Below are 26,054 nucleotides of genomic sequence, written 5' to 3'. Positions count from 1 at the left end.
ACCTGCGGGACATCTGGGCCGCCCGGCCCTGGCTCTGCTGATCGCCGCCGCGATCAGCAGAGCCGTAACCGCCGCACGACATCGAAAGGACCTCCGATGACCAGCACCGCATCCACCACCGAGGCGCGGGCGCACGCCCGTTCGCAGGCGGCCGGCGCGCAAATCGCCGGACCAGCGCTGCCCGCGGACATCGATGCCGCGAACATCTCTTTCGCCCAACGGATTCCACCGGGCGGCTACGCGAACATCGTGCTGGATCGCGGCACCCGGATCCGGCTGTCCGATCCCGCGGGCGCGGCGTGCGCGCACATCATGCTGCTGCGCGCCGAATCCCCCTGGGAGCGGCTGAATGTCGCGGATACGGTGAAGGTGCCGTGGCAGGCGTACCTGGGGACCGGACATCCGCTGCTCTCGGATCAGGGACGCATCCTGGCCACACTCGTCGCCGACTCCTCGCAGCGGCACGACGCGCTATGCGGTGCGGGGCCCGCCGCGCGCCGGGCCCTGCTGCTGGCCGCGGCGAAACACGGGCTGGGCCCGCGCGATATCGGACCGACGGTATCGCTGTTCCGCGGCGTTCGGGTCGGTCCGGACGGTGAACTGATGCCGACCGGCGGCGCCGGGGCTGGGTGCGCGGTCGAGCTGATCACACATCTGCCCGTCACGCTGTTGATCGCCGACGCGGAGCATCCCCTCGACCCGACCCCGGTCACCGAACTCGACGTCGTCGCCTGGCACGCGCCCGGGGATCTAGCACGGATCCCGGGCGGCGAGCCGGAATACCAACGGGCCGTGGAGAACACCGAACAGGCGTGGCACGCCGCGCACGCCCCGGCGTGAGCACCCCGGCAGGAATCGACCGAAATATATTCTCCCGGAATGGATCACCGCACATGACCACCTCGGCACACACCGTGACACTCGATCAGACCGTGCCCGCGCGCAGTCCCTGGTCGGCCGTCGTCCCCGCCGGATCCCGGCTGGACATCATCGACCTGCACGGCAATCAGGCCGTCGACTGCCTGCTGTACTCGGCCGCCGATCACGCCGATCGCTACAGCGCCCAGGCCACGATCACCGCACAGCGCAACATCTTCCTCACCACCGGCAGCGTCCTGCGCACCGACAGCGGCGCCGCCCTGATGACGGTGATCGCCGACGAGGTCGGCAATCACGACACCGTCGCCGGGGCCTGCTCCCAGGAATCCAATACCCTGCGTTACGGCCACCACACCCGCCATCAGCACGCCTGCGTCGAGAATTTCCTCGCCGAAGGCATGAAATGGGGTCTGGGCAAACGAGATCTGGTCTCCAACATCAACTGGTTCATGAACGTCCCGGTGGAGACCGACGGCACCCTGGGCATCGTCGACGGCCGATCCGCGCCCGGCAAGAGCCTGTCGCTGCGCGCCGAGATCGACACCCTCGTCCTGATCTCCAACTGCCCCCAGATCAACAACCCCTGCAACGGATTCGACCCCACCCCCGTGCGCATGGTCGTCTCGCGCTGACCATCGCGAAGTCGTATTCCACCGCACCACAGACATATTCGCCCAGGAGAGCCGAGATGAACTACATCGCCCCGTCCCTGGCGGCCCAGGATCGCACGACCGATGTCCCGCCCCGCCGCGCCGACACCGTCGCCCTCCCCGCGGTCGAGACCAGCCTCGCCGCCGCGGCGGCATTCGGCACGATGCGCTCCGGGGCCGCGGCCGCCGACACCAGCGCGTACCCGACGGCATCGACCACCCGCGCCGAATCCCCGGCGCAAACAACCCGGGCTGGAAGGACCGCCGGGGACGCGGCAGCGACAAGCGGCAGCGCGCACCCTGGCAACTCCGCAAGCAACGGAACAGCACAGCATGTCGACTCACCCGTGATCGAGAACACCGCGTTCCGGGTCGCCGCGCACACCGAGCCCGCGGCGGTCGACACCGGTGCGGGCCCGGTGACTCCGAATGATCTCGCCGCATCCGTGGCACAGACTGTGGGGCCGGCATCCTGCGATGTGGAGGTGCTGCGGCCGGGCATGCTGACGACGGTGCAGGATTGGCCGGGGCGGGTGGGGTTCTGGCATGTGGGGGTGCCGCCGTCGGGGCCGATGGACGATCTGTCGTTCCGGCTGGGCAATCGGGCTCTCGGCAATGTCGAGGGGGCGGCGGGACTCGAATGCACGCTGGGCGGCCCGGCGCTGCGATTCGTGCGGCCCGCGCTGATCTGCGTGACGGGAGCGCCCGCGGCGGTGACCGTGGACGGGGTGCCGGCGCCACAGTGGCGTACGGTCCCGATTCCGGCGGGCGGGGTACTGGATGTGGGGCCGGTCGCGGGACCCGGCATGCGGACCTACATCCTGTTCGCGGGTGGGCTCGATCTTCCCGAATACCTCGGCAGTACAGCGACTTTCACTCTCGGCGGGTTCGGCGGAGGCACGGGGGCGGCACTGCGGGCCGGAGATCGGCTGTCCCTCGGCCGCGCCACCGGTGCGGTCACCTCCGCCGTGCCCGCCGACGATCGCCCGATGCTGTCGCACCGCTGGGAACTGGCCGTCACCGAAGGGCCGCACGGTGCGCCGGAGTTCTTCACGCGCAACGACATCGACGCCATCCTCAGCTCCGACTACCAGGTGCATTTCAACTCCGACCGAACCGGCGTGCGGCTCGTCGGCCCCAAACCCCAGTGGGCCCGCACCGACGGCGGCGAGGCCGGATTACATCCCTCGAATATCCACGACACCGCGTATTCGGTTGGCGCACTGGACTTCACCGGCGACACCCCGATCCTGCTCGGGCCGGACGGACCGAGCCTCGGCGGATTCGTCTGCCCGATCACCGTGACCGCCGCGGACCGGTGGAAGCTCGGCCAGCTCGCCCCGGGCGACACCGTGCGGTTCGTCCCGGTACGGGCTGATCGAGCCGCCTCACCGCGTGCCCTGGGCCCCGCGCGACGCGCGGGCTGGCCGTTCGTCCGCTCCGCGGCCGGAGACGGCGACGACGGCATCCTGGCCCGCACCGACGCCGACGACACCACCACGGTCACCTATCGCCGTGCGGGCGAGGACGGCGTACTCGTCGAATACGGCGATATGACACTGGATCTCGGACTCCGGGCGCGCGTGCACGCGCTGTACGAACATCTGCGCGAGCGCGGCGAACCGGGCGTCGCCGAACTGACGCCGGGCATCCGTTCACTACAGATCCGCTTCGATCCGGAACGTCTTCCGACCGCGAAACTGCTCACCCTGCTGCGCGAAGTGGAATCGCTGCTACCGCCCGCCGACGAACTCGTGGTGCCCAGCCGGACCGTGCATCTGCCGCTGTCGTGGGACGATCCGGCCACCCGGGAGGCGATCACCCGATACATGCACGGCGTCCGCGCGGACGCGCCGTGGTGCCCGTGGAATATCGAGTTCATCCGCAGGATGAACGGATTGTCCACCGTAAGTGAGGTTTTCGACACCGTCTTCGCCGCCGAATACCTGGTGCTGGGCCTCGGTGACGTCTACCTCGGCGCACCCGTGGCCACCCCGACCGACCCCCGGCACCGGCTCGTCACCACGAAATACAATCCGGCACGCACCTGGACCCCGCAGAACGCGGTCGGCATCGGCGGTGCGTACCTGTGTATCTACGGTATGGAGGGTCCGGGCGGCTACCAGTTCGTCGGGCGGACCACCCAGGTTTGGCGTCACCACGCCGCGGACGATGAATCACCCTGGCTACTACGGTATTTCGATCGCATCCGGTGGTATCCCGTCGAGGCCGACGAACTGCTGGACCTGCGCGCGGAATTCGCCGCCGGACGTGGCGTGATGCGGACACAGGACGGTGAATTCCGGCTCGCGGAGCACCGTCGCTTCCTCGAGACCAACGCCGCTTCGATCGAGGAGTTCCGCACCCGGCAGAAGCACGCCTTCGCCGCCGAACGCCAATCCTGGCGCGCGGCGGGCGAACTCACGCAGGAGGAGACCCGACCATGACCGTGTGGATTCATCGGCCGCCGGAGGATTCGATCGCCGCGCAGATCGCAACCGCCCGGGGCGAGCTGGCCGGGCTGCGGCTGGCCGTGAAGGACAACGTCGACGTCGCCGAAATGCCCACGACCGCGGGCTGTCCGGAGTTCGCCTACACCCCCGAGCGCGACGCACCGGCGGTCGCTGCCCTGCGCGCGGCCGGAGCGGTCGTGGTGGGCAAGACGAATCTGGATCAGTTCGCGACCGGCCTGGTCGGCACGCGCTCGCCCTACGGTGCGGTACGGGATCTGCGGCGGCCCGAATTCGTCTCGGGCGGTTCGAGTTCCGGATCCGCGATCGCGGTGGCCAGCGGCGAGGCCGATATCGCGATCGGCACCGATACCGCGGGTTCGGGCCGGGTGCCCGCGGCGTTCCAGGGGATCGTCGGCATCAAACCGACCGTCGGGGTGGTGTCGACCGAGGGCGTGGTCCCGGCCTGCCGGTCCTACGACTGCGTGACGATCTTCGCCGCGGACGTGCAGCTGGCGAACCGGGCCATGGGCGTGCTCGCCGCGGACGCGGGCGCCCGCGCCTGGCCCGCCGACGTGCGATTCGCCGCGCCGCCCGAACCCGTCGTGGCGATATTCGACGCGCTGCCCGATCTCGACCCGCTGTGGCACAACGCCTTCGACCGAGCGGTCGCGAGACTGCGGGAGTCCGGCGCGCGGATCGTCACGGTGGATCCGGAGCCGTTCCTGGCGGCGGCCCGGCTGCTCTACGATGGCGCGCTGGTCGCCGAAAGGTACGCCGCGGTAGGCGAATTCGTCGATGCACGGCCCGACGCGGTGGACCCCACGGTCGGGGCGATCATCCGCACGGCCCGGGACATCCCGGCGCACCGGCTCGTCTCGGATCTGGCCGCGCTGCAACGGCTTCGCGCTCGCGCGCTGGCGAGCCTGGACGGCGCGGACGTACTGCTCACCCCGACCGCGCCCGGGCAACCGACCATCGCGGAGGTGGCCGCCGATCCGATCGGCGTCAACTCCCGGCTCGGGGTCTACACGAACTTCTGCAATCTGTTCGACCTGTGCGCGGTCGCGGTTCCGGCGGGGACCGCGGGCGACGCGCAGTTCGGTGTCACGGTGCTTGCCCGCCCCTTCGAGGATGCGGTAGCACTGGATATCGCCTCCCGAATCACCCACGGGGACAACGCCGCCCCTGAGACGGTCTGGCCGCTGCGCGCCGCGCCCTCGCACGAGCTGATCGTCTTCGGCGCACATCTGCGCGGCCAGCCATTGGCACATCAGCTCACCGGCCTCGGGGCACGCTGGGCGGGCCCGGTGCGCACGGCGTCCAGGTACCGTTTGGCCGCGCTGGACACCGCCCCTGCGAAACCGGCCGTCACCCGGCAGCCGGACGATATCGCCGGAGTCGCCGTGGCCGGGGAACGATGGCTGCTCGCCCCCGCCGCACTCGGCCGCTTCCTCGCGCAGCTGCCCGCACCCATGCAACTGGGTGCGGTCGAACTCGACGACGGCACCTGGCACACCGCGTTCGGCTGCGACGGCGTTGCCGCCCAGGCGGGCAAGGACATCAGCGAATACGGCGGCTGGAAGGCCGCACTAGCCGCAGGAGCCGTCGGCTGAGCAATTGCCGCGATTCCACGCCGCCGTGAGCACCCAGCCGAGCGTCACCAGTGCCCCCGCCGGCATCGCGAATGACACACCCCAGCGCCACCACGCCCGGCCCGGCGTCGCCGAGTGGCACTGCCGGGGCGCGGGCGGCTCGACGACTGCTGTCGACCGGTGCGGTATGAGCCGCGAGTGACATGACCGAGACGTCGAGAGTGACTCGGCCGGGTGCGGCGGTAAGAGCATGACCAGGCAGTACGCCGGAGCCGATCGCGGAATGCGACGAAACCGTGCCCGACGGAACTCGTCGCCGCCTGATGAAGCAACGCGCCCTGCCGCACGTCACGTGCGGCAGGGCGCGGATGGACCCCGAGATCTACTTGATGGCCCCGGTGACCGCGTTTCCCGCGGCCCCGATCAGGGTCGACACCAGGGTGTAGGCGAGGTTGATCAGTTCCGAATTCGCCACGTCACCCAGTCCCAGCGAGGTGGCCAGGGGTGCGAGCAGTTGAATGGCCGCGGTGACCAGGGTGCTCGCCGCGGAGTTCGGGTCGGTGGAATTGTTTGCGCCGGGCTGTGCTTGAGCACCCGGAGTGGTCCCCGCCTGCGGAGCGGTACCGGGTGCGGTCTGGTACTGCGGCGTCGTCCCGGGCGCGGACTGCGGCTGTGCTGTGCCCGGGGTGTACGCGCCGGGCGTACTCTGTTGCGGCACAGCGGGTGTCGTGGTGCTGGGCACGGAATCCACTGCCGGAGTGGCGTTCTGCGGAGTGGTGCTGTCGTTCGACGCCGGGGCCGCGTTCGGCCGCGGAACCGGAGCGGCGGCGCGGCTGTCGGCCGATCCGCTGGAGGGCGCTGCCCCGAGCAGATAGGTCACCAGACCGGTCGTGATGGCGATCGCGTGTTTGATCTGCCCCTCGTTGGAGACCAACTGCGCCGCGTCGTTCTTGTTGGCGCCGTTGCCCATCTCGATGAAGACATTGGGCACCTCGGTCAACGCGGGCCCGGCGATATCGGAGCGGGTCTGCATGCCGTCGACGGCCCCGGCATAGCCGGCCGCCGAGAATCCGGCCCGCTTGTACGCATCGCGCACCGCCTTGCTGGCAGCCAGCCCGGGACCGGCCTGCACCAGCGCGGCCTTGGCATCGGGGACGGGCAGTTTCGGGATGATCAGGTGGAATCCGTGTTCCTGCGCGGGCGCGCTGTCGGCGTGGATGCTGACCGCGACGTCGGCGCCCGAACGGTTGGCCGCGGCGGCCCGCTCGTCGACGCAGCCACCCCATCCGGTGTCGTCCTGACGACTCAGCACCACCCGCGCACCCAGCACCTCGAGCGACTGCTTGACGAGGTTGGCAACCTTCCAGTTGATGGTGTGCTCGGGTGTGCCGTCCGAGGTCGTCATCCCGGTGGTCTGACATTCCTTGGTGCCGCCGTATCCATTGTTGACCGGGCGGGACAGATTCTGCCCGGAACCCTGGTGGCCGGGATCGAGAAATACCGTCTTACCTGTGAGTTTGCTCGACAAGTTGGACGGCGCCTGCGCGGGCGCGGCAGGGTCGGCCGAGGCTGCCGGCACGAGCCCCGCACAGGTGGCAGCGGTCGTGACAACAAGGCACAGACCTGCCCGAACGTACTTCGGCTTGCGGTAGAACAGCTGGCGAGAGAACACAACGCCCTCCAAATCCCGTGCTGGTACCGGTCTCGCGGTGCCAATGAGCACAGCCGGGGCGGCGTACCGCCCCTAGCTGTTACTGCTGTTGCGGTTGTTACGGGTGAGCATAGCCACAATCCCGTTCGATGTCGCCTTCCGCCCCCGTTTCACAGCGATCCGCAACATTTCCGCATCCGATACTCGACGGGGCCCGCCTCAGGCACGCACGATATTGCCGTCCTGCACCTTCACTGGATGCGACTCCAGCGGGCGGGTGGCGGGACCGTGCGCGACGGTCCCGTCGAGATTGAATGTGCTGCCGTGGCAGGGACATTCGATCAATCCGTTGACGACCTTGTTGACCTTGCAGCCGACGTGGGTGCAGGTGGTGGAGAAACCGGAGAAGGCGCCCGCGGCCGGCTGGGTGACCACGGTATCGCCGACGATCACCCCGCCCCCGACGGGAACGTCCGAAGTGCTGGTCAGCGGGGCCGCCGTCGGCGCGCCCGAGGACGTGGCCGCCGCCGAGGACGTCCCCCGCGACGTCGAATCATCCGAACCACAGGCGGCGGCCAGGGTGAGCGCGGCCGCGGCCACACCGGCCCCGGCCAGGGCGCTGCGGCGGTCGAGCGGGTTCACGACGGGATCGTTCTGGGACATGGGCTGTTCTCCTCACCGGGGAGCCGCGGGCGTGCCAGCGCGATCCGCGTCACCCCATCGATGGTCGGGGCAAGATCGGTCGAGGCGAACGATACGGGCGCATCGTCGTGCGTCACTACAAATTTCACCGATTCGATCAAATAACCCGCGCGACTCTGATAGACACCCGGGAAAGGTGCGGGGAACTCCCGCCGCCGTCCGAATTCTCGGCGGCACAGATAGTTCGAGGAGGACCACCGTGCGTGCCAGCACGCTTGCGATCGCCGGGGCCGTGGCTTCGACGGCCACCCTGCTCATGTCGGGGACGGCCGGCGCCGCTCCGGCGAAGTCCATACCCGGCGACGGGCTCTACCGCGTGGGCGTGGACATCACACCCGGCATCTACCAGTCGGCCGGATCGACCGATCCGGTGCACGCGTGCTTCTGGGAGCGGCTGTGGAAGATTCCCGGCCCGAACGACCACGGTGATCCGAACCAGTACATCGTCGCCAGCGATCTCACCCACCACACCCCGGTCCGGGTGATGATCAAATCTACCGACGTCGCGTTCAAGGCGAGCGGCTGCGGCCGCTGGGTGATGGTGCCCCCGCCGCCGAACACCGGCTCCTACGGCCCGGGTGGCCTGTTCGGCAGCGAGTACTGACCTGTCGCGAGAGCGTTCCGGTACATCGCCGGACGTTCTCGCGCCGCCCTGATGTGAGCGCTCACACCCTCCCGGTGTACTGTTCCGGACCGACTCTCACGTGTCCCGATCGGAGGTTGGCATGGTGCTCGTACCTGACCAGATGTTCACACCGCAGCGAGCCAGCCGGTGATCACCGCCCGTCGCCGACTCGCCGACGGCCGCGAGATTCTCTACTTCGACCGGGAACCGGTGGACCGCATCGCCGCCGACACCCGCGATCTGCCGCAGACCACCACCCATTCGCAGACGCGATTCGATCCGCTGCTCGGCGAATGGGTGGTCCTGGCCTCGCACCGCCAGACCCGCACCTTCCTACCTCCGGCCGATCTGTGCCCGCTGTGCCCGTCCACTCCGGAGCGGGCCACCGAGATCCCCGAATCCGACTACGAGGTAGTGGTTTTCGAGAATCGCTTCCCCTCGCTGTCGACGGACCACGCCGAATGGCCTGCCGCCGTGGAGGGTTCACCGCTCACCGCGCTGCGCGAGGGATACGGACGCTGTGAAGTGGTGTGCTTCACCAGCGTTCACGACTCATCCTTCGATCGGCTCGACCCGGAACGCGCGCGCATGGTGGTCGACGTGTGGGCACATCGCACCGCCGAACTGGCCGAGCTGGACGGCGTCGGCCAGGTGTTCTGCTTCGAGAATCACGGTGAGGAGATCGGGGTCACGCTGTCGCATCCGCACGGGCAGATCTACGCCTACCCGTTCGTCACACCGCGCGTGGCGAAGATCTCCGCCAATGTCGCCGAATACCGGAAAGCGCACGGCGGCAACCTGTTCGGCGATCTGCTGGCCGCCGAACGCAGCGCCGGACTGCGGGTGGTCGCGGCGAACGAGGAGTGGACCGCCTTCGTGCCGCCGTTCGCCCGCTGGCCGTACGAGGTGCAGTTGTATCCGCATCGCCGGGTGGCCGACATCCCCGACCTCGACGACGCCCAGCGCGACGCGTTCGCCGTGCTGTACCTGGACGTGCTGGGCCGCTTCGCCCACCGCTTCGACACCCCCATGCCCTACATCGCCGCCTGGAATCAAGCGCCGACACCGAAATCCGGTGTGCCCCGCGATGATTGGTGGCTGAACATGCAGTTGTTCTCGATCCGCCGCGCCGCGGGCAAACTCAAGTACCTGGCCGGATCCGAGTCCGGCATGAACGTCTTCATCAGCGACACCACACCGGAGATCGTCGCAGCCGAACTGCGGGAGGTCGCCGCGTCGTGAGTGGAACAGAGCGTGGGGTCTGGGTCGCGCCCGGACGGGTCAACATCATCGGCGAGCACACCGATTACAACGACGGCTATGCGCTGCCGATCGCGCTGCCGCATCTGGTGCGATGCGCCGCGGAGGCGAAATCCGATGCGCTGGTGACGATTTCGTCGCGGCAGCATCCCGGTGAGGTGATCGCTGAGGCGATCGCCGGGCTCGCGGACTCGGCGGTGACGGGCTGGGCGCGTTATCCGCTCGGCGTCGTCCACGAGTACGTCCGGCGCGGATATCCGATTCCTGGCGTGCGGCTCGAGCTCGACGGCGCGGTGCCGGTCGGCGCGGGTCTGTCCTCCTCGGCCGCGGTGGAGTGCGCGGTAGCGGTCGCCCTGCGTGAGCTGTTCGATCTGCCGATCACCGATGCCGAGCTGATCGATATCGGCCGGGCCGCGGAGAACTCGTACGTCGGCGCGGCCACCGGCACCCTCGACCAATCCGCGTCGGTGCTGTGCACGGCCGGGCACGCTCTTTTCCTGGACTTCGGCCGGGGCGAGCATGCCCAGGTGCCCTTCGATCTGGCAGCGGCCGGGCTGGCGCTGCTGGTCGCGGACACCAACACCCCGCATCAGCACGCCGGTGGCGGTTATGCCCAGCGCCGCAAGGAGTGCGAGGAGGCCGCGGCCGCGCTCGGGGTGCGCTCACTGCGCGAGATCACCGATATCGCACAGGTCGAGCGGATCACCGCGGATGCGCCGCGACGGCGGGCCCGCCACATCGTCTCGGAGAACACGCGGGTGCTCGACGTCGCGCGCATGCTGCACAGCGGCCGCGATCCGCGTGAGATCGGGCCTATCCTGACCGCCGGACACGCCTCGCTGCGGGACGATTTCGAGATCTCCACCCCGCAATTGGACGCCGCGGTCGAGGCGGCGCTGGCCGCGGGTGCGCACGGTGCGCGCATGGTGGGCGGCGGATTCGGCGGCAGCATCATCGCCCTGGTCGACTCCGATCGCCTCGACGCGACGGTGGCGAATATCGAAACCCGTTTCCGCAAGGAGGATTTCGCGCAGCCGCGCACCTTCGTCGCGGTGCCGTCGGCCGGTGCGCGCCGGGAGTCGTGAGGCCAGCCGGCCGAGCGCTGACCCCCGAGCATTACCTCCGAGGTCATCGACGCGCGGCCGGGGGTGCGGCAGGCTCACGGGATGATCGATTCCGAGGGAACACAGTTGTTCCACACGACCATGCCGTTCACCGAGAGACTCGGCGTCGAGGTGCTCGAACACGGGCCCGAGGTCGTGCGCAGCCGCCTGGCCTGGCAGGAGGATCTGTGCACGCTGGGCGGGGTGCTGCACGGCGGGGTGCTGATGTCCCTGGCCGACGCCACCGCGGCGGTGTCCGCGTTCCTGAATCTGCCCGAGGGCGCGCAGGGCACGACGACGGTGGAATCGAAGACGAACTTCCTGCGCGCGATCCGCTCCGGCTACGCGGTGGCGACCGCCCGCCCGCTGCACACCGGACGTCGCTTCATCGTCGTGGAGACCGAAATCCATGACGACGCGGGCAAACTCGTCGCCAAGACCGCCCAGACGCAGGCCGTCCTCTAATCCTTCCGCTCCGCCGGGACGCTCCGATCCTCTTCGGTCCCGGCGGCGATCTCGTCCACCCAGGCCTGTAGACCGGCGATGAAGCCGTGCCGTTCCTCGGGTGTCAGCCGGTCCATCGCGCGGAACAGTCCCGCACTGCGCCGGGCGAGGAATTCCTCGAAGGCCGCGCGATACTCCGGCGCGGCCGAGAGCAGGGTGCGGCGATGATCGGCCGGATCGTTCCGCCGCCGCAGTAGTCCGGCCCGGGTGAGTTCCCCGCTGAGCTGGCTGGCATTGGTGAGCCCGAGTCCCAGCTGCCGGGCCACCTCGCTCACGCTCGCAGGACCCGAGGACAGCACGAAGCTCAGGACCGCGCCGTGCCGCGCGCCCAGTCCGGCCTGCTCGAACACCTCCCGGATCACCGGCGGCATGTCGTACCGGGCGCGCCGGAGATAGGCGGAGACCATCGGCACGAGCGTCGTCAGCCGACGTCGTTGCTCCGCGCTCACATTCGATGTCACATCCGCGCCATCCGCCGATGCCTCGTCCACTACGCCTCCCGGTCCTCTTGACAGCACCAGCATACAAGTTCAGAATTCTGAACTGTTCGGAAATCTGAACTATCAAGGGGATCATCGTGACCACACCGTCCACCAACCCTGCCGAATATTTCGACGCCTTCTACCGGACCCAACCTGCCGACGGAACCGACGTCCGGGCCGCCGGATGGGATATCGGACAGGCGCAGCCGCTGGTCGAAGAGCTGGAGAACGCGGGCGCGTTCGGCCCGCGTGTGCTGGACGCCGGATGCGGGACCGGCGAGAACGTGCTGTACCTGACCACATGCGGACATCGGGTGACCGGCATCGACGGCGCGCCGACGGCCATCGAGCACGCCCGCGCCAAGGCCGCGCGTCGCGGGATCGAGGCCGAGTTCGCCGTCGCCGACGCCTGCGAATTGTCCGGCTACGACGGACAATTCGACAGCGTCCTGGACTCCGGCCTGTTCCACACCCTCGGCGAGGCCGATCGAATCCGTTATGTCGCCGCGCTGCACCGCGTTTCGGTGCCGGGTGCGCCCGTGCACATTCTGGCGGTCAGCTCGGCGGCCGAGCCCGGCCCCGGGCCGCGGCGGATCACCGAGACCGAATTGCGGGAGAGTTTCGCGACGGGCTGGACCGTCGAGGAGTTGCGGCCCGCCACGATGCTGGGCAAGCTCCCCGGCTCCGAAGCCCGAACCGCCATTCCCGCTTGGCTTTTCAGCGCACGGCGGCTGGGGTGACACCCCGGGCGTGGCAGCGGCTGCTGCGCGCGATCACGACCCTGGTCACCCTGGACAGCTTCGCTCAAACCATGTTCGCCGGGCGTTTGATGGCCGGAAGTTACGACGGGCTGGACGCGCACTCCCTCAACGGCCCGATCATGGCGGCCGGAATGCTGCTCATGACACTGTGTTTCGCCGCGGCATGGCGATTCGGGCAGGCCACGGGACGCAGCGTGCTCAGGTGCGCGGCGATGACCGTCGGCACGGGCATCGAGATCGGCCTGGGACATCGGGAGATCCTGGCAGTGCACGTTCCGCTCGGCGTCGCACTCGTCGCGGGCCTGGTCGCGGCGACGGTCCAGGTGTGGACGAAGCCCACGATCGCGGCCGAGGTCGCGGCGTGACGAATCCGATGCTGTCGCGCCGCTCCCTGTTCCGGATCGCGGCGGCGGTCGGTGTGGCCGGTGCGGCCGGGGCCTGGCAGTTGTCCGCCGACACCCCGGCCGACCGGCTGCACCTGTCCAGCACGGCCCGATTGCCCGAACCGTTCACGTTGCCGCTGCGAGTGCCCTCGCCCCTGGCGCCGATCCGCCGCGATGCGACCACCGACTTCTACCGGATCGTCCAGCGGCGTGCGAATGCCGTTATCCTGCCGGGCTATTCGACGCCGATCTGGGGATACGAGGGCACCTTTCCCGGGCCGCTGCTGGTGTCCTCGCGCAGTCGTCGCACGGTAATCTCGCATCGCAACGAACTGCCCGTCCCGGTGGTGGTCCATCTGCACGGCGGGCATGTGCCCGAGGCGTCCGACGGCTATCCGACCGATCTGCTGCTGCCGGTCGGCGCGATGAGCGGACACGACCGGGTGATGTCCTCGGATCCTTTGGCGCACACCATGATCGGCGAGCGCGACTACATCTATCCGGCCGGGCAGCCCGCGGCGACGCTCTGGTATCACGACCACCGGATGGATTTCACCGGGGCGTCGGTCTGGCGCGGTCTGGCCGGGGTGCACCTGGTCCTCGACGAGTCCGAGCGACGGCTGGGACTGCCCTCGAGCGAACGGGATCTGCCGCTGCTGATCACCGATCGGGCATTCGACGCGACCGGGGCATTCAGCTATCCGGCAATCGATCCCACGGCCCTGCACACGCCCGGGGTGACCGGGAAGTTCGACCGCGGCGTCCTCGGTGACGTGATCCTGGTGAACGGTGTGCCGTGGCCGGTGCATCGGGTGGGCACGGCCCGCTATCGTTTGCGCCTGATCAACGGATCCAATGCCCGCGTCTACCGGCTTCGGGTCGAAATGCCGCGCGGCGAAGGGCATTTCGTGCAGATCGGCTCGGATGGCGGGTTGCTGAAGCACCCGCAGCGGGTGGACGAGCTGACCATCGCACCCGGCGAACGGTACGACGTGATCCTGGACCTGTCCGGATGCTCCGTCGGTGACCGGGTGACGATTCACAACGACCTCGGCGACGGAAACACAACGCGCGTAATGCGTTTCGAGGTAGCCGACCGGATCGCGGATACCTCGGCGGTGCCCGATCGGCTGACCGATTTCACGCCGCTGGATCGCCGGGACGCGGTCACCACTCGCCGATTCGATTTCCGCCGTGGGGATTCCGGGTCGATGAGCGGCTGGCTGATCAACGGCCGCCCCTACGATCCGCGCGAGCCGATCGCCCGGCCGCGTCTCGGGGATGTGGAGATCTGGCAACTGTCCACGGATCTGGATCATCCGATCCACCTGCACCTCGAGCAGTTCCAGGTGCTCTCCCGCAATGGGCATCCGCCCCTGGCCACCGACGCGGGCTGGAAGGACACCGTCTACCTGGGGCCCAGCGAACTCGCCGAGATCGCCGTCCGGTTCACCGACTATCCGGGGCGGTACGTGCTGCACTGTCACAATCTCGAACACGAGGACATGGCGATGATGGCGACGTTCACCACGCACGCCTGAGCCCGGCCGTATCTCGCAGCCTCCGATCGACCGGAACATGTCGCATGTGCCGGTCGGCCGGAATCCGATGCCGCCCGGCGACAGTGGCGGGCGGTTCACAGATTGGCGCGCAGACACGCCCCGAGGACCTCGGCGTGAGCGAACACCGTTGACCTTGTGACGAATTCCTTACGAGCGGCCTCGTCGAGCCCTCGTACAGCAGGTCGCAGGCCAGGATCGGTTCATGACTTCCACACGACCGAACCCGGCCTGAGGCGATGCGGGTACTGCTCACCGGCGCGGCCGGTTTCATCGGATCCCATATTCGCCGCGCGCTCACCGACGCGGGCGAGGAGGTGGTGGCCGCCGATCTCATGCTGGCGGCCGCGCACGGACCCGCCGCGCCGCCGCCGGACGGGGTGCACCGGATCGACGTGCGTGATCCCGACGCGGTCACGACGCTGCTGGGCGGCATCGATGCGGTCTGTCATCAGGCCGCCGTGGTCGGTGCGGGGGTCAGCGCCGCCGACGCACCGGCCTATGCCAGTCACAACGATCTCGGCACCGCGGTCCTGCTCGCCGCGATGGCCGAGACCGGCGTGCGGCGACTGGTGCTCGCCTCCTCGATGGTCGTCTACGGCGAGGGGCGGTATCGCACCGCCGATGGGGCACCGGCGACTCCGGCACCGCGTCGGCGCGCCGATCTGGATCGCGGCCGCTTCGATCACCTCGACGCGCGGACCGGAGAACCGTTGCGCTGGAGCGTGATCGACGAAGACAGCCCGCTGTGCCCGCGCAGCCTGTACGCGGCGAGCAAAGTGGCGCAGGAGAATTACGCGAGCGCCTGGGCCGCGGCGACCGGCGGCACGGTCACGGCACTGCGGTACCACAACGTCTACGGCGACGATATGCCCAGGGACACACCGTATTCCGGAGTCGCGGCCATCTTCCGCTCGGCACTCGAGGCGGGCGACTCGCCGCGTGTGTTCGAAGACGGCGAGCAGATGCGCGATTTCGTACACGTCCGCGATATCGCCGCCGCGAACGTCGCCGCCCTGCACCGCCCACTCCCCGGCTTCGTCCCCCTGAACATCGCCTCCGGCACCCCCATCAGCATCCGCGAGGTCGCCGATCTGCTCGCCCGCGCCCACGACGGCAAACCCCCCGCCCTCACCGGCGAATACCGCCCCGGCGACGTCCGCCACATCGTCGCCAGCCCCGAAAGAGCCCGCGCCCTATTGGATTTCACCGCTGCCATCGCCCCCGCCGACGGCCTCACCGAATTCGCCACCGCACCTCTGCGACCGGCCTCGGGGACAGGCGCACCCCAGTGGCGCTGACCCCTCCACACGCGGACCATCGACCGACGCCTCACTCACGGCCTGGATCCCGGCCGGCGGGTGCGCGGATCATTCCAACGCTTCGCAAATGTGGTCGGTCAGCGTCGCGGCGGTCGGATATTCGAATACGACCGTGGTCGGCAACGAGACGCCGAGCTCGGCCCGCAGGCGATTGCGGAACTCGACCGCGCCGAGGGAGTCGAAGCCGAGTTCCTTGAACGACCGGTCGATGCCGATCGCGGCCGGGCCGTCGTAGCCGAGCACCGCGGCCGCGGTGAACCGCACGACCGCGAGCACCTGCTCGCGTCGTTGTGCCGGACCGAGTCCAGCGAGGCGGCCGGTCGCGAGCACGCCCGCCGCGACGCTCGCCTTCGGCGCCGCCCGCACCAAGCCGCGCGTCAGCGCGGGAAGTATCTCCCCGGACCGCATGGCGGCGATGTCGAGTCGAGCGGGCACGACGAACGGACGGCCGAGCCCGATCGCCTCGTCGAACAGGTCGAGGGCCTCTGCCGATGACATGGCGACGAGGCCGGCTCGTGCCACGCGAGTCCTATCTCGCTCTCGGAGATGCCCGGTCATGCCGGTCGCGGATTCCCAGAAGCCCCAGCCGAGCGAACAGGCAGGCAGACCGAGTTGGCGACGGTGCGCGGCCAGCGCGTCGAGGAACGTGTTGGCCGCGGCATAGTTTGCCTGACCGGCCGGACCGAATATGCCTGCGACCGAGGAGAACAGGACGAACATCGACAGGTCCGACCCGGACGTCGCCTCGTGCAGGTGCCAGGCGGCGTCGACTTTCGGCCGGAGCACCGTCTCGAGTTGCCGAGGGGTCATCGTGTCGATCATCGCGTCGTCGAGCACGCCCGCCGCGTGGATCACGCCGACCAGCGGCGGGTCGATCCCCGCGACCACGGCGTGCAGCGAATCACGGTGCGCGACATCGCATGCCACGATCCGTACGGCCGCCCCGAGCGAGCTGAGCTCGCTGCGCAGCTGTGCCGCACCGGGCGCGCCGATGCCACGGCGGCTGAGCAGCACCAGGTTCCGGACACCGTGGCGACTCACGAGATGTCGCGCGAGCGTTGCGCCGATGACACCGGTGCCGCCGGTGATCAGGACGGTGCCTGCACGCCGCTGTCCGGCCGGGATCATGAGTGCCAACTTGCCGATATGTCGCGCGTGACCGAGGTAGCGCAGGGCTTCCGGCGCACGACGGATGTCCCAGCGGCCGACCGGCAACGGCCGGAGTACACCGGATTCGAACATCGCCGCGATGTCGGCCAGCATCTGCTGGATCCGTTCGGGGCCGATGTCGATCACGGCGAACGCCTGGTACGCCACACCGGGATAGGCCGCCGCGACGGTCGCCGCGTCGCGGATGTCGGTCTTTCCCAGCTCGACGAACCGGCCGCCACGGGGCAGCAAACGCAGCGACGCATCGACGAAATCGCCTGCGAGCGAGTCGATTACGACGTCCACACCGGCACCGGCGGTCGTCGCGAGGAACGCCTGCTCGAACTCGATCGTGCGCGAGTCGCCGATATGGTCGTCGTCGAATCCGAGCGCCCGCAGCACGTGCTGCTTGCCCGGGCTCGCCGTGACGAACAGTTCCGCGCCCCAATGCCGAGCCAGCGCGATCGCCGCCATGCCGACACCGCCGGTCGCCGCGTGCACCAGCAACCGCTCGCCCGGCGCCAGACGCGCCAGGTCGCGCAGGGCGAAGTAGACGGTAAGGAACACCGCAGGCGTAGTGGCAGCTTCCGCGAACGACATTCCGGCCGGAATCGGGACCACCAACCGGTGGTCGACGATCGCGGTCGACGCGATCGGACCCAGTAGGCCCATCACCCGGTCCCCGGGCGCAACCGTCGTGACGCCGGAGGCGACCTCGACCACGACACCGGCTCCGTCGGCACCCATTTCGGCGCCCATTTCGGCGTCGACCTCGTCGCGCATGCCGAGCGCGATCATGACGTCGCGGAAGTTCAGCCCGGCCACGCGAACCGCGATCCGGATTTCGCCGTCCCGCAGCGCCCGTTCCGGCTCCGGTAGAGCCGCCAGGCGCAGATTGGCCGACTGAAGCGTTCCGGTACCGGCGGTCCGCAATTGCCAAGGTCCGGCCTCGACCAGCTCGGGATTGCCGACCAGGTCGGCGCGCGCACGAACAAGCCTGGGCGCGTAGGTGATTCCGCGTCGGTACGCAAGTTGCGGTTCGTCGCCTGCCAGCGCCGCCGATATCGCCGCGCGGCGGTGTGTCCAGTCGTCGACATCCACGAGCACGATTCGCCCCGGATGCTCGTTCTGCGCTGCCCGCAGCAGCCCCCACACCGGTGCGTGCACGAGATCTTCCACGTCCTCGCCACCGTTCACCGCGACCGCCCGACAGGTGACGACGACGAGCGTGCTGTCGTCGCCGCGTTCCAGCCACCGCTGGATCTGATCGAGGACCGCGGCAAGTCGCGCGCGAACCGCCCGTGGCAGATCACCGTCGGTCACCGGCTTTTCCTGGCAACGTAATACGTTGGGCACCTTGCCAATTCGGTCCCGTCGGTGTTCCGAGATCGTGACCGGGACCCAATCGAGGCCGAACACCGGCCCGCCCGCCAACTGCCGTCGGTCGATCGACCGAGTCGCGAGCGAATCGATCCTGGCGACTACGGACCCGGCGGTGTCGAACAGTGTCACCGCGACACGGTCGTCGGCCAGCGTCGCCACGTGCACCCGCAGCGCAGTCGCGCCGACCGAGTACAGTTCGACGCCCTCCCATGCGAACGGCATTGTCACCGTGTCGGTTTCGCGACTGGCGAACTGCTCGATCAGCACGTGCAACGCGGCATCGAGCAGTGCCGGGTGCAAGCCGAATCCCGCTGTACCGGACGGGAGCGGTACGACGACCTCGGCGAAGAACTCCCTGTCCTTCGCCGAGGCGCCCTTCACCCAAGTGGCACGCAGCCCGCGAAACGCCGGACCGTATTCGTAGCCTCGGACCGCACATCGTTCGTAGAAGTCGCCGAGATCGACCTGCGTTGCGCCTTGCGGGGGCCATGCCGCGACAACCGGCGGCGAACCGTTGCGCTCGTTCGCCACCGCGCCGGCGGCGTACAGGGTCCACTGCGCCGAATCGCCGGTCGGCATGTAGCACCGGACCGTTCGCCTGCCCGATGATTCGGGCGTGCCGACGACCGTTCGGTGCTGCACCGCACCGGATTCGGGGACGACGAGCGGCGCGTGCAGCACGAGCTCGGAAAGACATGGGCAGCCGATCCGCGCGCCGACCGCCAGGACGAGTTCGACCGTCGCGGCACCCGGCAACAGGACCGTTCCGGCGACAGCGTGGTCGGCGAGCCAGGGCTGGCGGTCGACCGACACCTCACCGGCGAACGTCACTTCACCCGATTCGGGGTGTTCGACCATCGCATCGATGAACGGGTGCACGGCACCGGCCCCGCCCTCATCGGCCGTGAGCCAGAAACGATTGTGCTGGAACGGATATACCGGCAGGTCGACCCGCTGGGGTCGCAGCGCTCGGAGGTAGGGTCGCCACGAGGCGCTCACGTGCGCCGCGGACAGGAGGAAGCGGCGCATGCCGCCCTGGTCGCGCCGTACCGTTTCGACGACCGTGACGTCGTCGGTGTCGAGCGTCTCCTGAATTCCGACGGTCAGCACCGGGTGCGGGCTCACCTCGACGAAACTGCGATATCCGTGCTCATAGGCGGCTCGCACCGCCGACTCGAATCGCACCGGCTGCCTGAGATTTTCGAACCAATACGCGGCGTCCATCGAGATCGGGTCCAGCGGGCCGCCGGTGACCGTCGAGAATATCGGAACAACGCTCCCCGGCCCCGCAGGCTTCGGCGGCTGTCCTCCTCGTTCGGGAGCGGCGGTTTCGATTCCGGCGAGCGCCGAGCGCAACTCGGCGCCGATCGAGTCGACCTGTGCCGAGTGCGCGGCGTAGTCCACCGGAATCCGTTTGGCGCGAAGGCCGTTGACGTCGCTGTGGGCGATCAATTCCGCTATCGCGGCTGCCTCACCGGACACCACCGTCGAACGCGGGCCGTTGATCACCGCGACACCCAGTCGGCCGGACCACTTTTCGAGCAGTGCGCCTACATCGTCGACCGGTTGCGGCACCGACACCATGCCGCCCTGGCCCGCGAGCCCGAGGAGCGCGCGACTGCGGACGACGACGAGACGTGCGGCCTCGGCCAGCGACAGCGCCCCGGCGACGTAGGCGGCCGCGATCTCGCCCTGCGAATGACCAACCACCGCAGCCGGTTCGACACCGATCGACTGCCACAGCCGAGCCAGCGAAGTCATGACGGCGAACAGCACCGGCTGCACCACATCGACTCTTTCGAGCCCGGGCGCACGCGACTCGTGCCGCAGCACGTCGAGCAGCGACCAGTCGACCAACTCGGCGAACACGGCAGCACATTTGTCGATGTGCTCGGCGAATGCCGGTGCGGTGTCCAGCAGTTCGGCCGCCATCCCGGCCCACTGCGACCCCTGACCGGGGAACACGAATACCGTGCCACCGGTCGGTCTGCCGGTCGTGACGACGTTCTCGGCGGCTCGGCCCTCGGCGACCGCGGTCAGACCCGCACGCAGTTCGTCGCTGCCCGCGCCGACGACGACGGCTCGGCAGGCGAGCCCGGCTCGGCCGTTCGCCAGCGACCACGCGATGTCCGCCGGCTCGTTGTCCAGCACCGACAGCAGCCGGGAAGCCTGCTCCGCCAACGCTCGTCCCGTCTTCGCCGACAGCTCGAGCGGAACCGCGACAGCCGGCCGTCGCCGCACCGCTGTCGCGGGTCCGGTCGGCGCCTGTTCCAGGATCACATGAGCGTTGGTGCCGCTGATGCCGAACGCCGAGACACCCGCGCGACGAACGTGGGCCCGCGACGGCCATGCGGTCGGCTCGGCCACCACCCGCACCGCACCGGTCGACCAGTCGACCGCGGTGGTCAACCGATCGGCATGCAGCGTCGGCGGGACCGTCCCGCGTCGCATCGCCTCGACCATCTCGATCACCCCGGCGACGCCCGCCGCGGCCTGCGCGTGACCGATATTCGATTTCACCGACCCGACCAGCAATGGCATTGCGGCCGAGCGTGTTTCGCCGTAGGTCGCGATCAGGGCGGTCGCCTCGATCGGGTCGCCGACCGTTGTTCCGGTACCGTGCGCCTCCACGACATCGATGTCGGCAGGGGTGAGCCCGGCGTCGGCGAGTGCCTTGCGGATGACCCGCTCCTGCGCGGGGCCGCTCGGTACCGTCAGTCCGCGCGAAGCGCCGTCCTGACCGGTCGCCGATCCGCGAAGCAGGGCAAGCACCGGATGATCGTGCCGACGAGCCTCCGAAAGTCGTTCCAGGACCAGCACGCCCACGCCCTCACCGATCCCGAACCCGTCGGCGGCGGCCGAGAACGGCTTGCACCGGCCATCTTCGGCGAGCGCGCCCAGTTCGGCCAAGCCGACGATAGCATTCGGCGAACTCAACACAGTCGCACCGCCTGCCAGCGCGAGCGTGCAGTCACCGGTCCGCAATGCCTGCGCCGCAAGGTGTATCGCGACGAGCGACGAGGAGCATGCCGTGTCCACGGTGATCGCCGGGCCCGCCAGCCCGAGCGAGTACGCGACCCGCCCGGACGCGACGGCGGGCGCGGTTCCCGTGGCTAGGTGCCCCGCCAGGCCCATGCGGTCGGAGGCGACCCGACCGCCGTAGTCCAGCGCGGCGACGCCGAAATAGACCCCGGTTTCGGAGTCGGCGAGCGACAACGGATCGATGCCGCTGCGTTCCAAGGCTTCCCACGATGTTTCCAGCAGCAGCCGTTGCTGCGGGTCCATCGCCAACGCCTCGCGCGGACTGATGCCGAATAACGCCGCGTCGAACGCGTCCGCCGCGTCGAGAAAATTCCCGCGCCGGGAGTTGACCGAGGCCGGGAGCCGGCCCCGATCCCACCCTCGATCGGTCGGGAATGGTGAAGTGGCACTGCGCCCTTCGGCGGCGAACGACCAGAGATCGGCCGCCGAGGCGATACCGCCCGGATACCGGCATCCGATGCCGACGATCGCGATCGGGTCGGCTGGCGCGCGGGCCGGCTCAGCCATCGACGAACCTCGGGTAGAGCGCCCGCACGAGTTCGAGGGCGATCTCCATGCTGATCGCGTCGATGTTCGCCGACGCGTTGGTCACGACCGCGAACGACGCGTCCTCGGCAGGATAGCGGTACACCGCGCACGACGAACCGGGCATGATGCTGTTGTGGCCGAGCAGTGCGCCGAGGCGCTGCACCCCGAGCCCGTACCGATGAAAGGCCCGTCGGCGGTCCAGGTGCGTCGGCGTCAATCGCTCACGCTGCAGCTCCGCCGACAGCAGCGTGCTGTCGGCAAGCTCGCGCACCCAGATCAGGAGGTCGTCGAACGTCGAGGTCATCGCACCGGTCGTCCACAGGACATTGGGGTTCATATCGCCGAGCTCGCGCAGCGTGCGGCCGTCGGGCATGAGTGCGTAGATCGTCGGATGCGGGTCGGGAAGCTTTGCGACCGAGGGGAATTCGGTGCTCGTCAAACCGGGCACCGCCGCGACGACGTCGCCGTTGATCACGTCGGCGGCGGGCTTGCCGGTCACCTGCTCGAGCACGAGACCGAGCAGAATGTAGTTGCTGTCGCAGTAATCGGCCCTGGCCCCGGGTTCGAAAGCCGCTGGCCCGCTTCGCATCAGGTCGACCTTCCGCTCTTGCGGCCAGTCCGCGTCGACGCTGTCGAACGACAGGTCCTCCTGCGTCGGCAGCCAGTCCGGTGCGCCGACGAAGTTGGCGACACCGGATGTCATGTTCAGGAGCTGCTTGATCGTGATGCGCTCACCGTTCGGGATTCCCGGGACGAACGGTTCGAGCGTGTCGTCGAAACCGACTCGGCCACTGTCGATCTGCTGCAGGACAGCCGTCGCGGTGAACGATTTCGTGACACATCCGATGCGATGGTGGTCGCCGATCCGGAACGGTTCGCCGGTGGTCACGTCCGAGACGCCGAGCGCGAGCTCCCATCGCTGATCGCCCACTTCGACGACCGCGCCGAGGCCGGGAAGGCGTTTTTCGTAGAACTGCGTCTCGAGCAAGAACTCGAGCGTGTCACGCGTCATCTCGTCGAACATCTCGCTACTTCCGCGTCCGCATACTCAGGAGACTCGGAAGTCGCGTTCGGCGGGCCGGTTCTCCCGGATCCGCCGGACCAGTTCGGCGACACGCCGGTTGACGAATGTCTCGAATGCGTTGTCGTCCACCGGAGTCGCTACCGGGTTCGGCTTGGGTTCGATCAGGTAGCGGCCGTCGTCGGCGAGATCGCGCCAGCGTACGAGATAGCCACTGCGGTCCTGGATCCAGTGCGCCCCACTGCCCGGCTCGACTTTCAGCTCGCCGAGCTGGGTCGCCTTCGCGTTGCGCCAGCGGGCGGAGCGCTGACGCTCCGAGTCGTTCGAATCGAGCACCGGCGAGGAGCTGGAGCTGTGGTCCATTCCGTCCGGCTGCTCCGGGAGGATCGCGACTTCCCCCTGCTTACCGCGCCCGACCTTCGGCAGTTGGCCGATCACGGCGTTCGCCAGCCCGACGACGTCGGTCTGGTAGACCTCGACGTCACCGCCGCGCTCGATACTCTCGCCGGGCTGCTGGACCAGGACCACCGCATAACCCTCGCGCCGCAATCCGACGACGCGCGTCACCGCCGACAGGTCCGTCTCGTCGTCGGGCGCCTCGCCCGCCGCCCAGATGACGATATCCGGGTTGACCGCGGCCTCCCACAGCTGTTGCGCGTCGAGCGGCAGAATTCCCAAAAGCCGTTCTGCCGTTTCCCTTTTCGCGCGGATGTAGTCATCCTCGTACTGCTGAGTCGGCCAGTGCGTGAGCGGGAACGGCAGCCTGTCGCTCGACATCAGCTCCCACAGCACCACGAGCTCGAGCGACGTCAGCCGCCCCCGATGAACGATCATCCTTCGACGACCGGCTTCGAAGTCATCGGGGCATCGCCCATGGCCTGCTCGAGCCACTCCTCCGAATCCAGGAATTCGGCGCGCTTCTTCTCCTTCTCGTTCTGATTGCCGCGTTGTGCGGCTCCCATGGGACCCATGCCCGGCATTCCCATCCCGCTACTGCTGGTGGCGAGTCCGGCCTTCACCTGTCCGGTGATATTTTCGCCGAGCGCGGAGGTCGTGGTCGCGCGCGGGAACAATTTGGACGACGCCGCCGACTCACTCGCCAACAGCGACTGAGCGTTGAAACCTTTGCCACCGGCGCCGCCACCCCCAGCGGTCGCACCACCCAGCCCGTTCAGCGCCGAGGCAGCGAGCCCCGCCACAGCGGGATCTTCCAGGCTGTCGGCGAGCTTCTCCGCGTCGGTCAGGGCCGGCTTCTGCGTGAACTGCTGTCCGATCTGCTGAGCAGCCTGCACTCCCTGTTGCAGCCCCTGCTCCAGCATCTGCTCGACCTGCTGAGTCTGTTGCTGTTGCTCTTGTTGTCGCTGCTGTTGTTCCTGCTGCTGCTGTTGCTGCTCTTGTTCCTTCCGCTGCTGTTCCTGCTGCTTGGTGTACTCCTTCTGCTGCTTGGCGTAGTCCGACGGCGACAATGACGGCGTACTCGGGCTCGCCGGACCGGGACCAGGGAGGGCAAGGGAAGGACCGGGGCCGGGAGTGCCGTTGCGCTTTCCGGTTGGGTCCGGGAGCCCTTGCGTCACCGATTGCGGGAGCGGGAATGTCGGCATGGCCGCGTCCGCGGATTTCCCGCCGGGAACGAAGACCTCGTTCATGACGTCGTTGGCCCGCTGTGTGAGCAAGTTCCTCAGATGCGCGCGGGTCTTGTCGTCGTCGTACTGGCCGGAACTCGTCACGATCGACTTCCCGTCGATCAGCACGCCCTTGTCGTTCGGAATGTTGTTACGGGTGATGTCGAGGAAATCCGCCGAGAAATCCAGACTGTTCGCGACCGCGTTGATGACCGTGGCGAGCTGCGACAGTTGATCGGCGTAGCGCTGTACCGCCGTCGACGCGGTGCTACCGCCATCCGAATCCCAGGAATCGATGATCTTCGATTTCACTTCGTTCGAGAATTGGCCGGCGAGCGAGCCCAGCGAGCTGCCATGAGCGCGCCAATTCTTCGCCATATCTCGCACCGATCCGGAATTGATCGAATCGCGGTACTTCACAAGGGTGTCCAGGTCCTTACCGTAGGTCTCCCATGCGATCTGGCCGGTCTCGGTGTCGATCGAGGTGTCGGTGCCCAGCACGGTGTTCTTGCCGACGCTCTCGTTCTCCGGCTTGAAATCGTTCAGGTTGTACGACTTCGGATTGTTCGGAGCTTCGTCACCCATTGATCACCTCCACGGGACAAGGACGGCTGGAATCCTACGACTTCGGCCGGAAACCGTTCACCGTCGAATCATATTTGGAAAGGTCTGCGGCAGAGGCGTTCTCATTCTTCAGGTACGCACGGCCGGCAGCGATGAAGGTCTCCATCATGTCGCTGACGACCTCGCGGTGCTTCGTCAGCGAGTGCTGCAGCGAGGAGTCGCCGCCGGTCGCGCGGTCGTCGTAGCGCTGGGCGAGGTCGGTCGCGTTCTTGATGTTGCCGAAGCCTTTGACGTCGGCGAGCGACTTGGCGTTGTTGATCGCGCTGTTGAGCTCGGTGATCAGCTCACCGCACAGCTTGGCGCAGTCTTGTGCGGCTTGCGGTTCCAACCGGATGTAGTTGCCCTTCGCGGCCTTGGTGAGGGTGTCGAATTCGCTGTCGTCTGCCATCGGTCGGTCCTTCTACGACGGGATATTCGGAAAGATGGAATCGGCCCAACGCTCGAGCGGTGGATTCAGCGACGGCTTCCCCGATCGCGGCGACAGCCCGAAATTCGAGATCACCTGCGCCGGAATCGTGCACGGATCGAACAGCTGATCGTCCCCGAGCGGCGACTTGTCGCCCGGAACCGTCGCCGTTCCCGCTGGTCCGGTGATCGGCGCCGACGTCGGGGCGGCAACGGGCGAACCGGGCGTCCCGGACGAGCACGCGACCGCCGCCATCCCGACCGTGACGGCCGAAGCGGCTGCGAGCGGCATGAGACGTTTCATTGTCGACTTCCGACGGTGACGAAGCTGGCCCGAACCCGAGGCCAGGACCG

21 protein-coding genes are annotated in these 26,054 nt (G+C 68.5%); 12 read left to right on the top strand and 9 right to left on the bottom strand.

Annotated elements, in window-relative coordinates; translation table 11 throughout:
* The first annotated feature begins 96 nt into the window (after nucleotides 1–96).
* From NM2_RS10985 to atzF, 4 genes are read left to right on the top strand one after another with little or no spacing between them, the layout of a single operon-like run.
* Entirely contained in the window at nucleotides 97–840 is a 744-nt protein-coding gene (locus NM2_RS10985; RefSeq protein ID WP_067667253.1) for a DUF1989 domain-containing protein, read from the top strand.
* A 53-nt stretch (nucleotides 841–893) separates the two neighbouring features.
* Nucleotides 894–1,511, top strand: coding sequence for an urea amidolyase associated protein UAAP2 (locus NM2_RS10980; RefSeq protein ID WP_067667251.1), 618 nt, complete (start codon nucleotides 894–896; stop codon nucleotides 1,509–1,511).
* 56 nt (nucleotides 1,512–1,567) lie between these two features.
* Nucleotides 1,568–3,976 (top strand): 5-oxoprolinase/urea amidolyase family protein, encoded by a 2,409-nt coding sequence (locus NM2_RS10975; protein WP_281182429.1) that lies wholly within the window; start codon nucleotides 1,568–1,570, stop codon nucleotides 3,974–3,976.
* Nucleotides 3,973–5,595 carry an allophanate hydrolase gene (atzF, locus tag NM2_RS10970; RefSeq protein WP_067667249.1) on the top strand — a complete coding sequence of 541 codons (1,623 nt, stop codon included), beginning with the start codon at nucleotides 3,973–3,975 and terminating at the stop codon, nucleotides 5,593–5,595. The genes NM2_RS10975 and atzF overlap by 4 nt, the downstream gene beginning before the upstream one ends.
* A 361-nt stretch (nucleotides 5,596–5,956) precedes the next feature.
* Here atzF and NM2_RS10965 read toward each other — a convergent pair whose 3' ends face one another.
* Together NM2_RS10965 and NM2_RS10960 are read right to left on the bottom strand one after the other, a co-directional pair.
* Nucleotides 5,957–7,246: an N-acetylmuramoyl-L-alanine amidase gene (locus tag NM2_RS10965; RefSeq protein WP_439956858.1), complete on the bottom strand. Its 1,290-nt coding sequence runs from the start codon at nucleotides 7,244–7,246 to the stop codon at nucleotides 5,957–5,959.
* Nucleotides 7,247–7,444: 198 nt separating this feature from the next.
* Nucleotides 7,445–7,888, bottom strand: coding sequence for a QcrA and Rieske domain-containing protein (locus NM2_RS10960; protein ID WP_067667247.1), 444 nt, complete (start codon nucleotides 7,886–7,888; stop codon nucleotides 7,445–7,447).
* A gap of 238 nt (nucleotides 7,889–8,126) precedes the next feature.
* Here NM2_RS10960 and NM2_RS10955 point away from each other — a divergent pair, with 238 nt between their 5' ends.
* The 4 genes from NM2_RS10955 (at nucleotide 8,127) to NM2_RS10940 (ending at nucleotide 11,380) form a co-directional block, all read left to right on the top strand.
* Complete coding sequence (locus NM2_RS10955) at nucleotides 8,127–8,531, top strand: Rv1352/Rv1906c domain-containing protein (protein WP_067667245.1); 405 nt, start codon at nucleotides 8,127–8,129, stop codon at nucleotides 8,529–8,531.
* A gap of 168 nt (nucleotides 8,532–8,699) precedes the next feature.
* Nucleotides 8,700–9,794: a galactose-1-phosphate uridylyltransferase gene (gene galT, locus NM2_RS10950; RefSeq protein ID WP_067667242.1), complete on the top strand. Its 1,095-nt coding sequence runs from the start codon at nucleotides 8,700–8,702 to the stop codon at nucleotides 9,792–9,794.
* Nucleotides 9,791–10,897 carry a galactokinase gene (gene galK, locus NM2_RS10945; protein ID WP_067667240.1) on the top strand — a complete coding sequence of 369 codons (1,107 nt, stop codon included), beginning with the start codon at nucleotides 9,791–9,793 and terminating at the stop codon, nucleotides 10,895–10,897. The genes galT and galK overlap by 4 nt, the downstream gene beginning before the upstream one ends.
* Before the next feature lie 81 nt (nucleotides 10,898–10,978).
* On the top strand, nucleotides 10,979–11,380 hold the full coding sequence (locus NM2_RS10940) for a PaaI family thioesterase (RefSeq protein WP_067667238.1): 402 nt from the start codon (nucleotides 10,979–10,981) through the stop codon (nucleotides 11,378–11,380).
* Here the strand turns inward: NM2_RS10940 and NM2_RS10935 are convergent.
* On the bottom strand, nucleotides 11,377–11,910 hold the full coding sequence (locus tag NM2_RS10935) for a MarR family winged helix-turn-helix transcriptional regulator (protein ID WP_218025889.1): 534 nt from the start codon (nucleotides 11,908–11,910) through the stop codon (nucleotides 11,377–11,379). The genes NM2_RS10940 and NM2_RS10935 overlap by 4 nt on opposite strands.
* An 86-nt stretch (nucleotides 11,911–11,996) precedes the next feature.
* Between NM2_RS10935 and NM2_RS10930 the strand changes: the two genes are divergently transcribed.
* From NM2_RS10930 to NM2_RS10915, 4 genes are all read left to right on the top strand, one after another.
* Nucleotides 11,997–12,641, top strand: coding sequence for a class I SAM-dependent methyltransferase (locus NM2_RS10930; RefSeq protein ID WP_067667234.1), 645 nt, complete (start codon nucleotides 11,997–11,999; stop codon nucleotides 12,639–12,641).
* Nucleotides 12,638–13,027 carry a hypothetical protein gene (locus tag NM2_RS10925; RefSeq protein ID WP_067667232.1) on the top strand — a complete coding sequence of 130 codons (390 nt, stop codon included), beginning with the start codon at nucleotides 12,638–12,640 and terminating at the stop codon, nucleotides 13,025–13,027. The genes NM2_RS10930 and NM2_RS10925 overlap by 4 nt, the downstream gene beginning before the upstream one ends.
* Nucleotides 13,024–14,586 carry a multicopper oxidase family protein gene (locus tag NM2_RS10920; RefSeq protein WP_245717948.1) on the top strand — a complete coding sequence of 521 codons (1,563 nt, stop codon included), beginning with the start codon at nucleotides 13,024–13,026 and terminating at the stop codon, nucleotides 14,584–14,586. Before NM2_RS10925 ends, NM2_RS10920 begins: the two co-directional genes overlap by 4 nt.
* A gap of 257 nt (nucleotides 14,587–14,843) precedes the next feature.
* Nucleotides 14,844–15,905, top strand: a complete 1,062-nt coding sequence (locus NM2_RS10915) for an NAD-dependent epimerase/dehydratase family protein (protein WP_067667230.1) — start codon at nucleotides 14,844–14,846, stop codon at nucleotides 15,903–15,905.
* A 69-nt stretch (nucleotides 15,906–15,974) separates the two neighbouring features.
* On the opposite strand, the gene NM2_RS10910 is transcribed toward NM2_RS10915, so the two are convergent.
* From NM2_RS10910 to NM2_RS10885, 6 genes are read right to left on the bottom strand one after another with little or no spacing between them, the layout of a single operon-like run.
* On the bottom strand, nucleotides 15,975–22,007 hold the full coding sequence (locus NM2_RS10910; RefSeq protein ID WP_067667228.1) for a type I polyketide synthase: 6,033 nt from the start codon (nucleotides 22,005–22,007) through the stop codon (nucleotides 15,975–15,977).
* Nucleotides 22,000–23,040: a serine hydrolase domain-containing protein gene (locus NM2_RS10905; RefSeq protein ID WP_169816155.1), complete on the bottom strand. Its 1,041-nt coding sequence runs from the start codon at nucleotides 23,038–23,040 to the stop codon at nucleotides 22,000–22,002. Before NM2_RS10905 ends, NM2_RS10910 begins: the two co-directional genes overlap by 8 nt.
* Nucleotides 23,041–23,076: 36 nt before the next feature.
* On the bottom strand, nucleotides 23,077–23,883 hold the full coding sequence (locus tag NM2_RS10900) for an ESX secretion-associated protein EspG (RefSeq protein ID WP_067667223.1): 807 nt from the start codon (nucleotides 23,881–23,883) through the stop codon (nucleotides 23,077–23,079).
* Nucleotides 23,880–25,256, bottom strand: coding sequence for a hypothetical protein (locus NM2_RS10895; protein WP_067667221.1), 1,377 nt, complete (start codon nucleotides 25,254–25,256; stop codon nucleotides 23,880–23,882). The genes NM2_RS10900 and NM2_RS10895 overlap by 4 nt, the downstream gene beginning before the upstream one ends.
* Before the next feature lie 34 nt (nucleotides 25,257–25,290).
* On the bottom strand, nucleotides 25,291–25,683 hold the full coding sequence (locus tag NM2_RS10890) for a hypothetical protein (protein WP_067667219.1): 393 nt from the start codon (nucleotides 25,681–25,683) through the stop codon (nucleotides 25,291–25,293).
* 12 nt (nucleotides 25,684–25,695) lie between these two features.
* Complete coding sequence (locus NM2_RS10885; protein WP_067667217.1) at nucleotides 25,696–25,992, bottom strand: DUF3558 domain-containing protein; 297 nt, start codon at nucleotides 25,990–25,992, stop codon at nucleotides 25,696–25,698.
* Nucleotides 25,993–26,054: the final 62 nt, after the last annotated feature.

Source organism: Nocardia miyunensis NBRC 108239, assembly GCF_001613065.1.
In the GTDB taxonomy this organism is placed as follows: domain Bacteria; phylum Actinomycetota; class Actinomycetes; order Mycobacteriales; family Mycobacteriaceae; genus Nocardia; species Nocardia miyunensis.
Note: the sequence above shows the minus strand (reverse complement) of the source record. Positions and strands in the feature narration are given on the sequence as shown.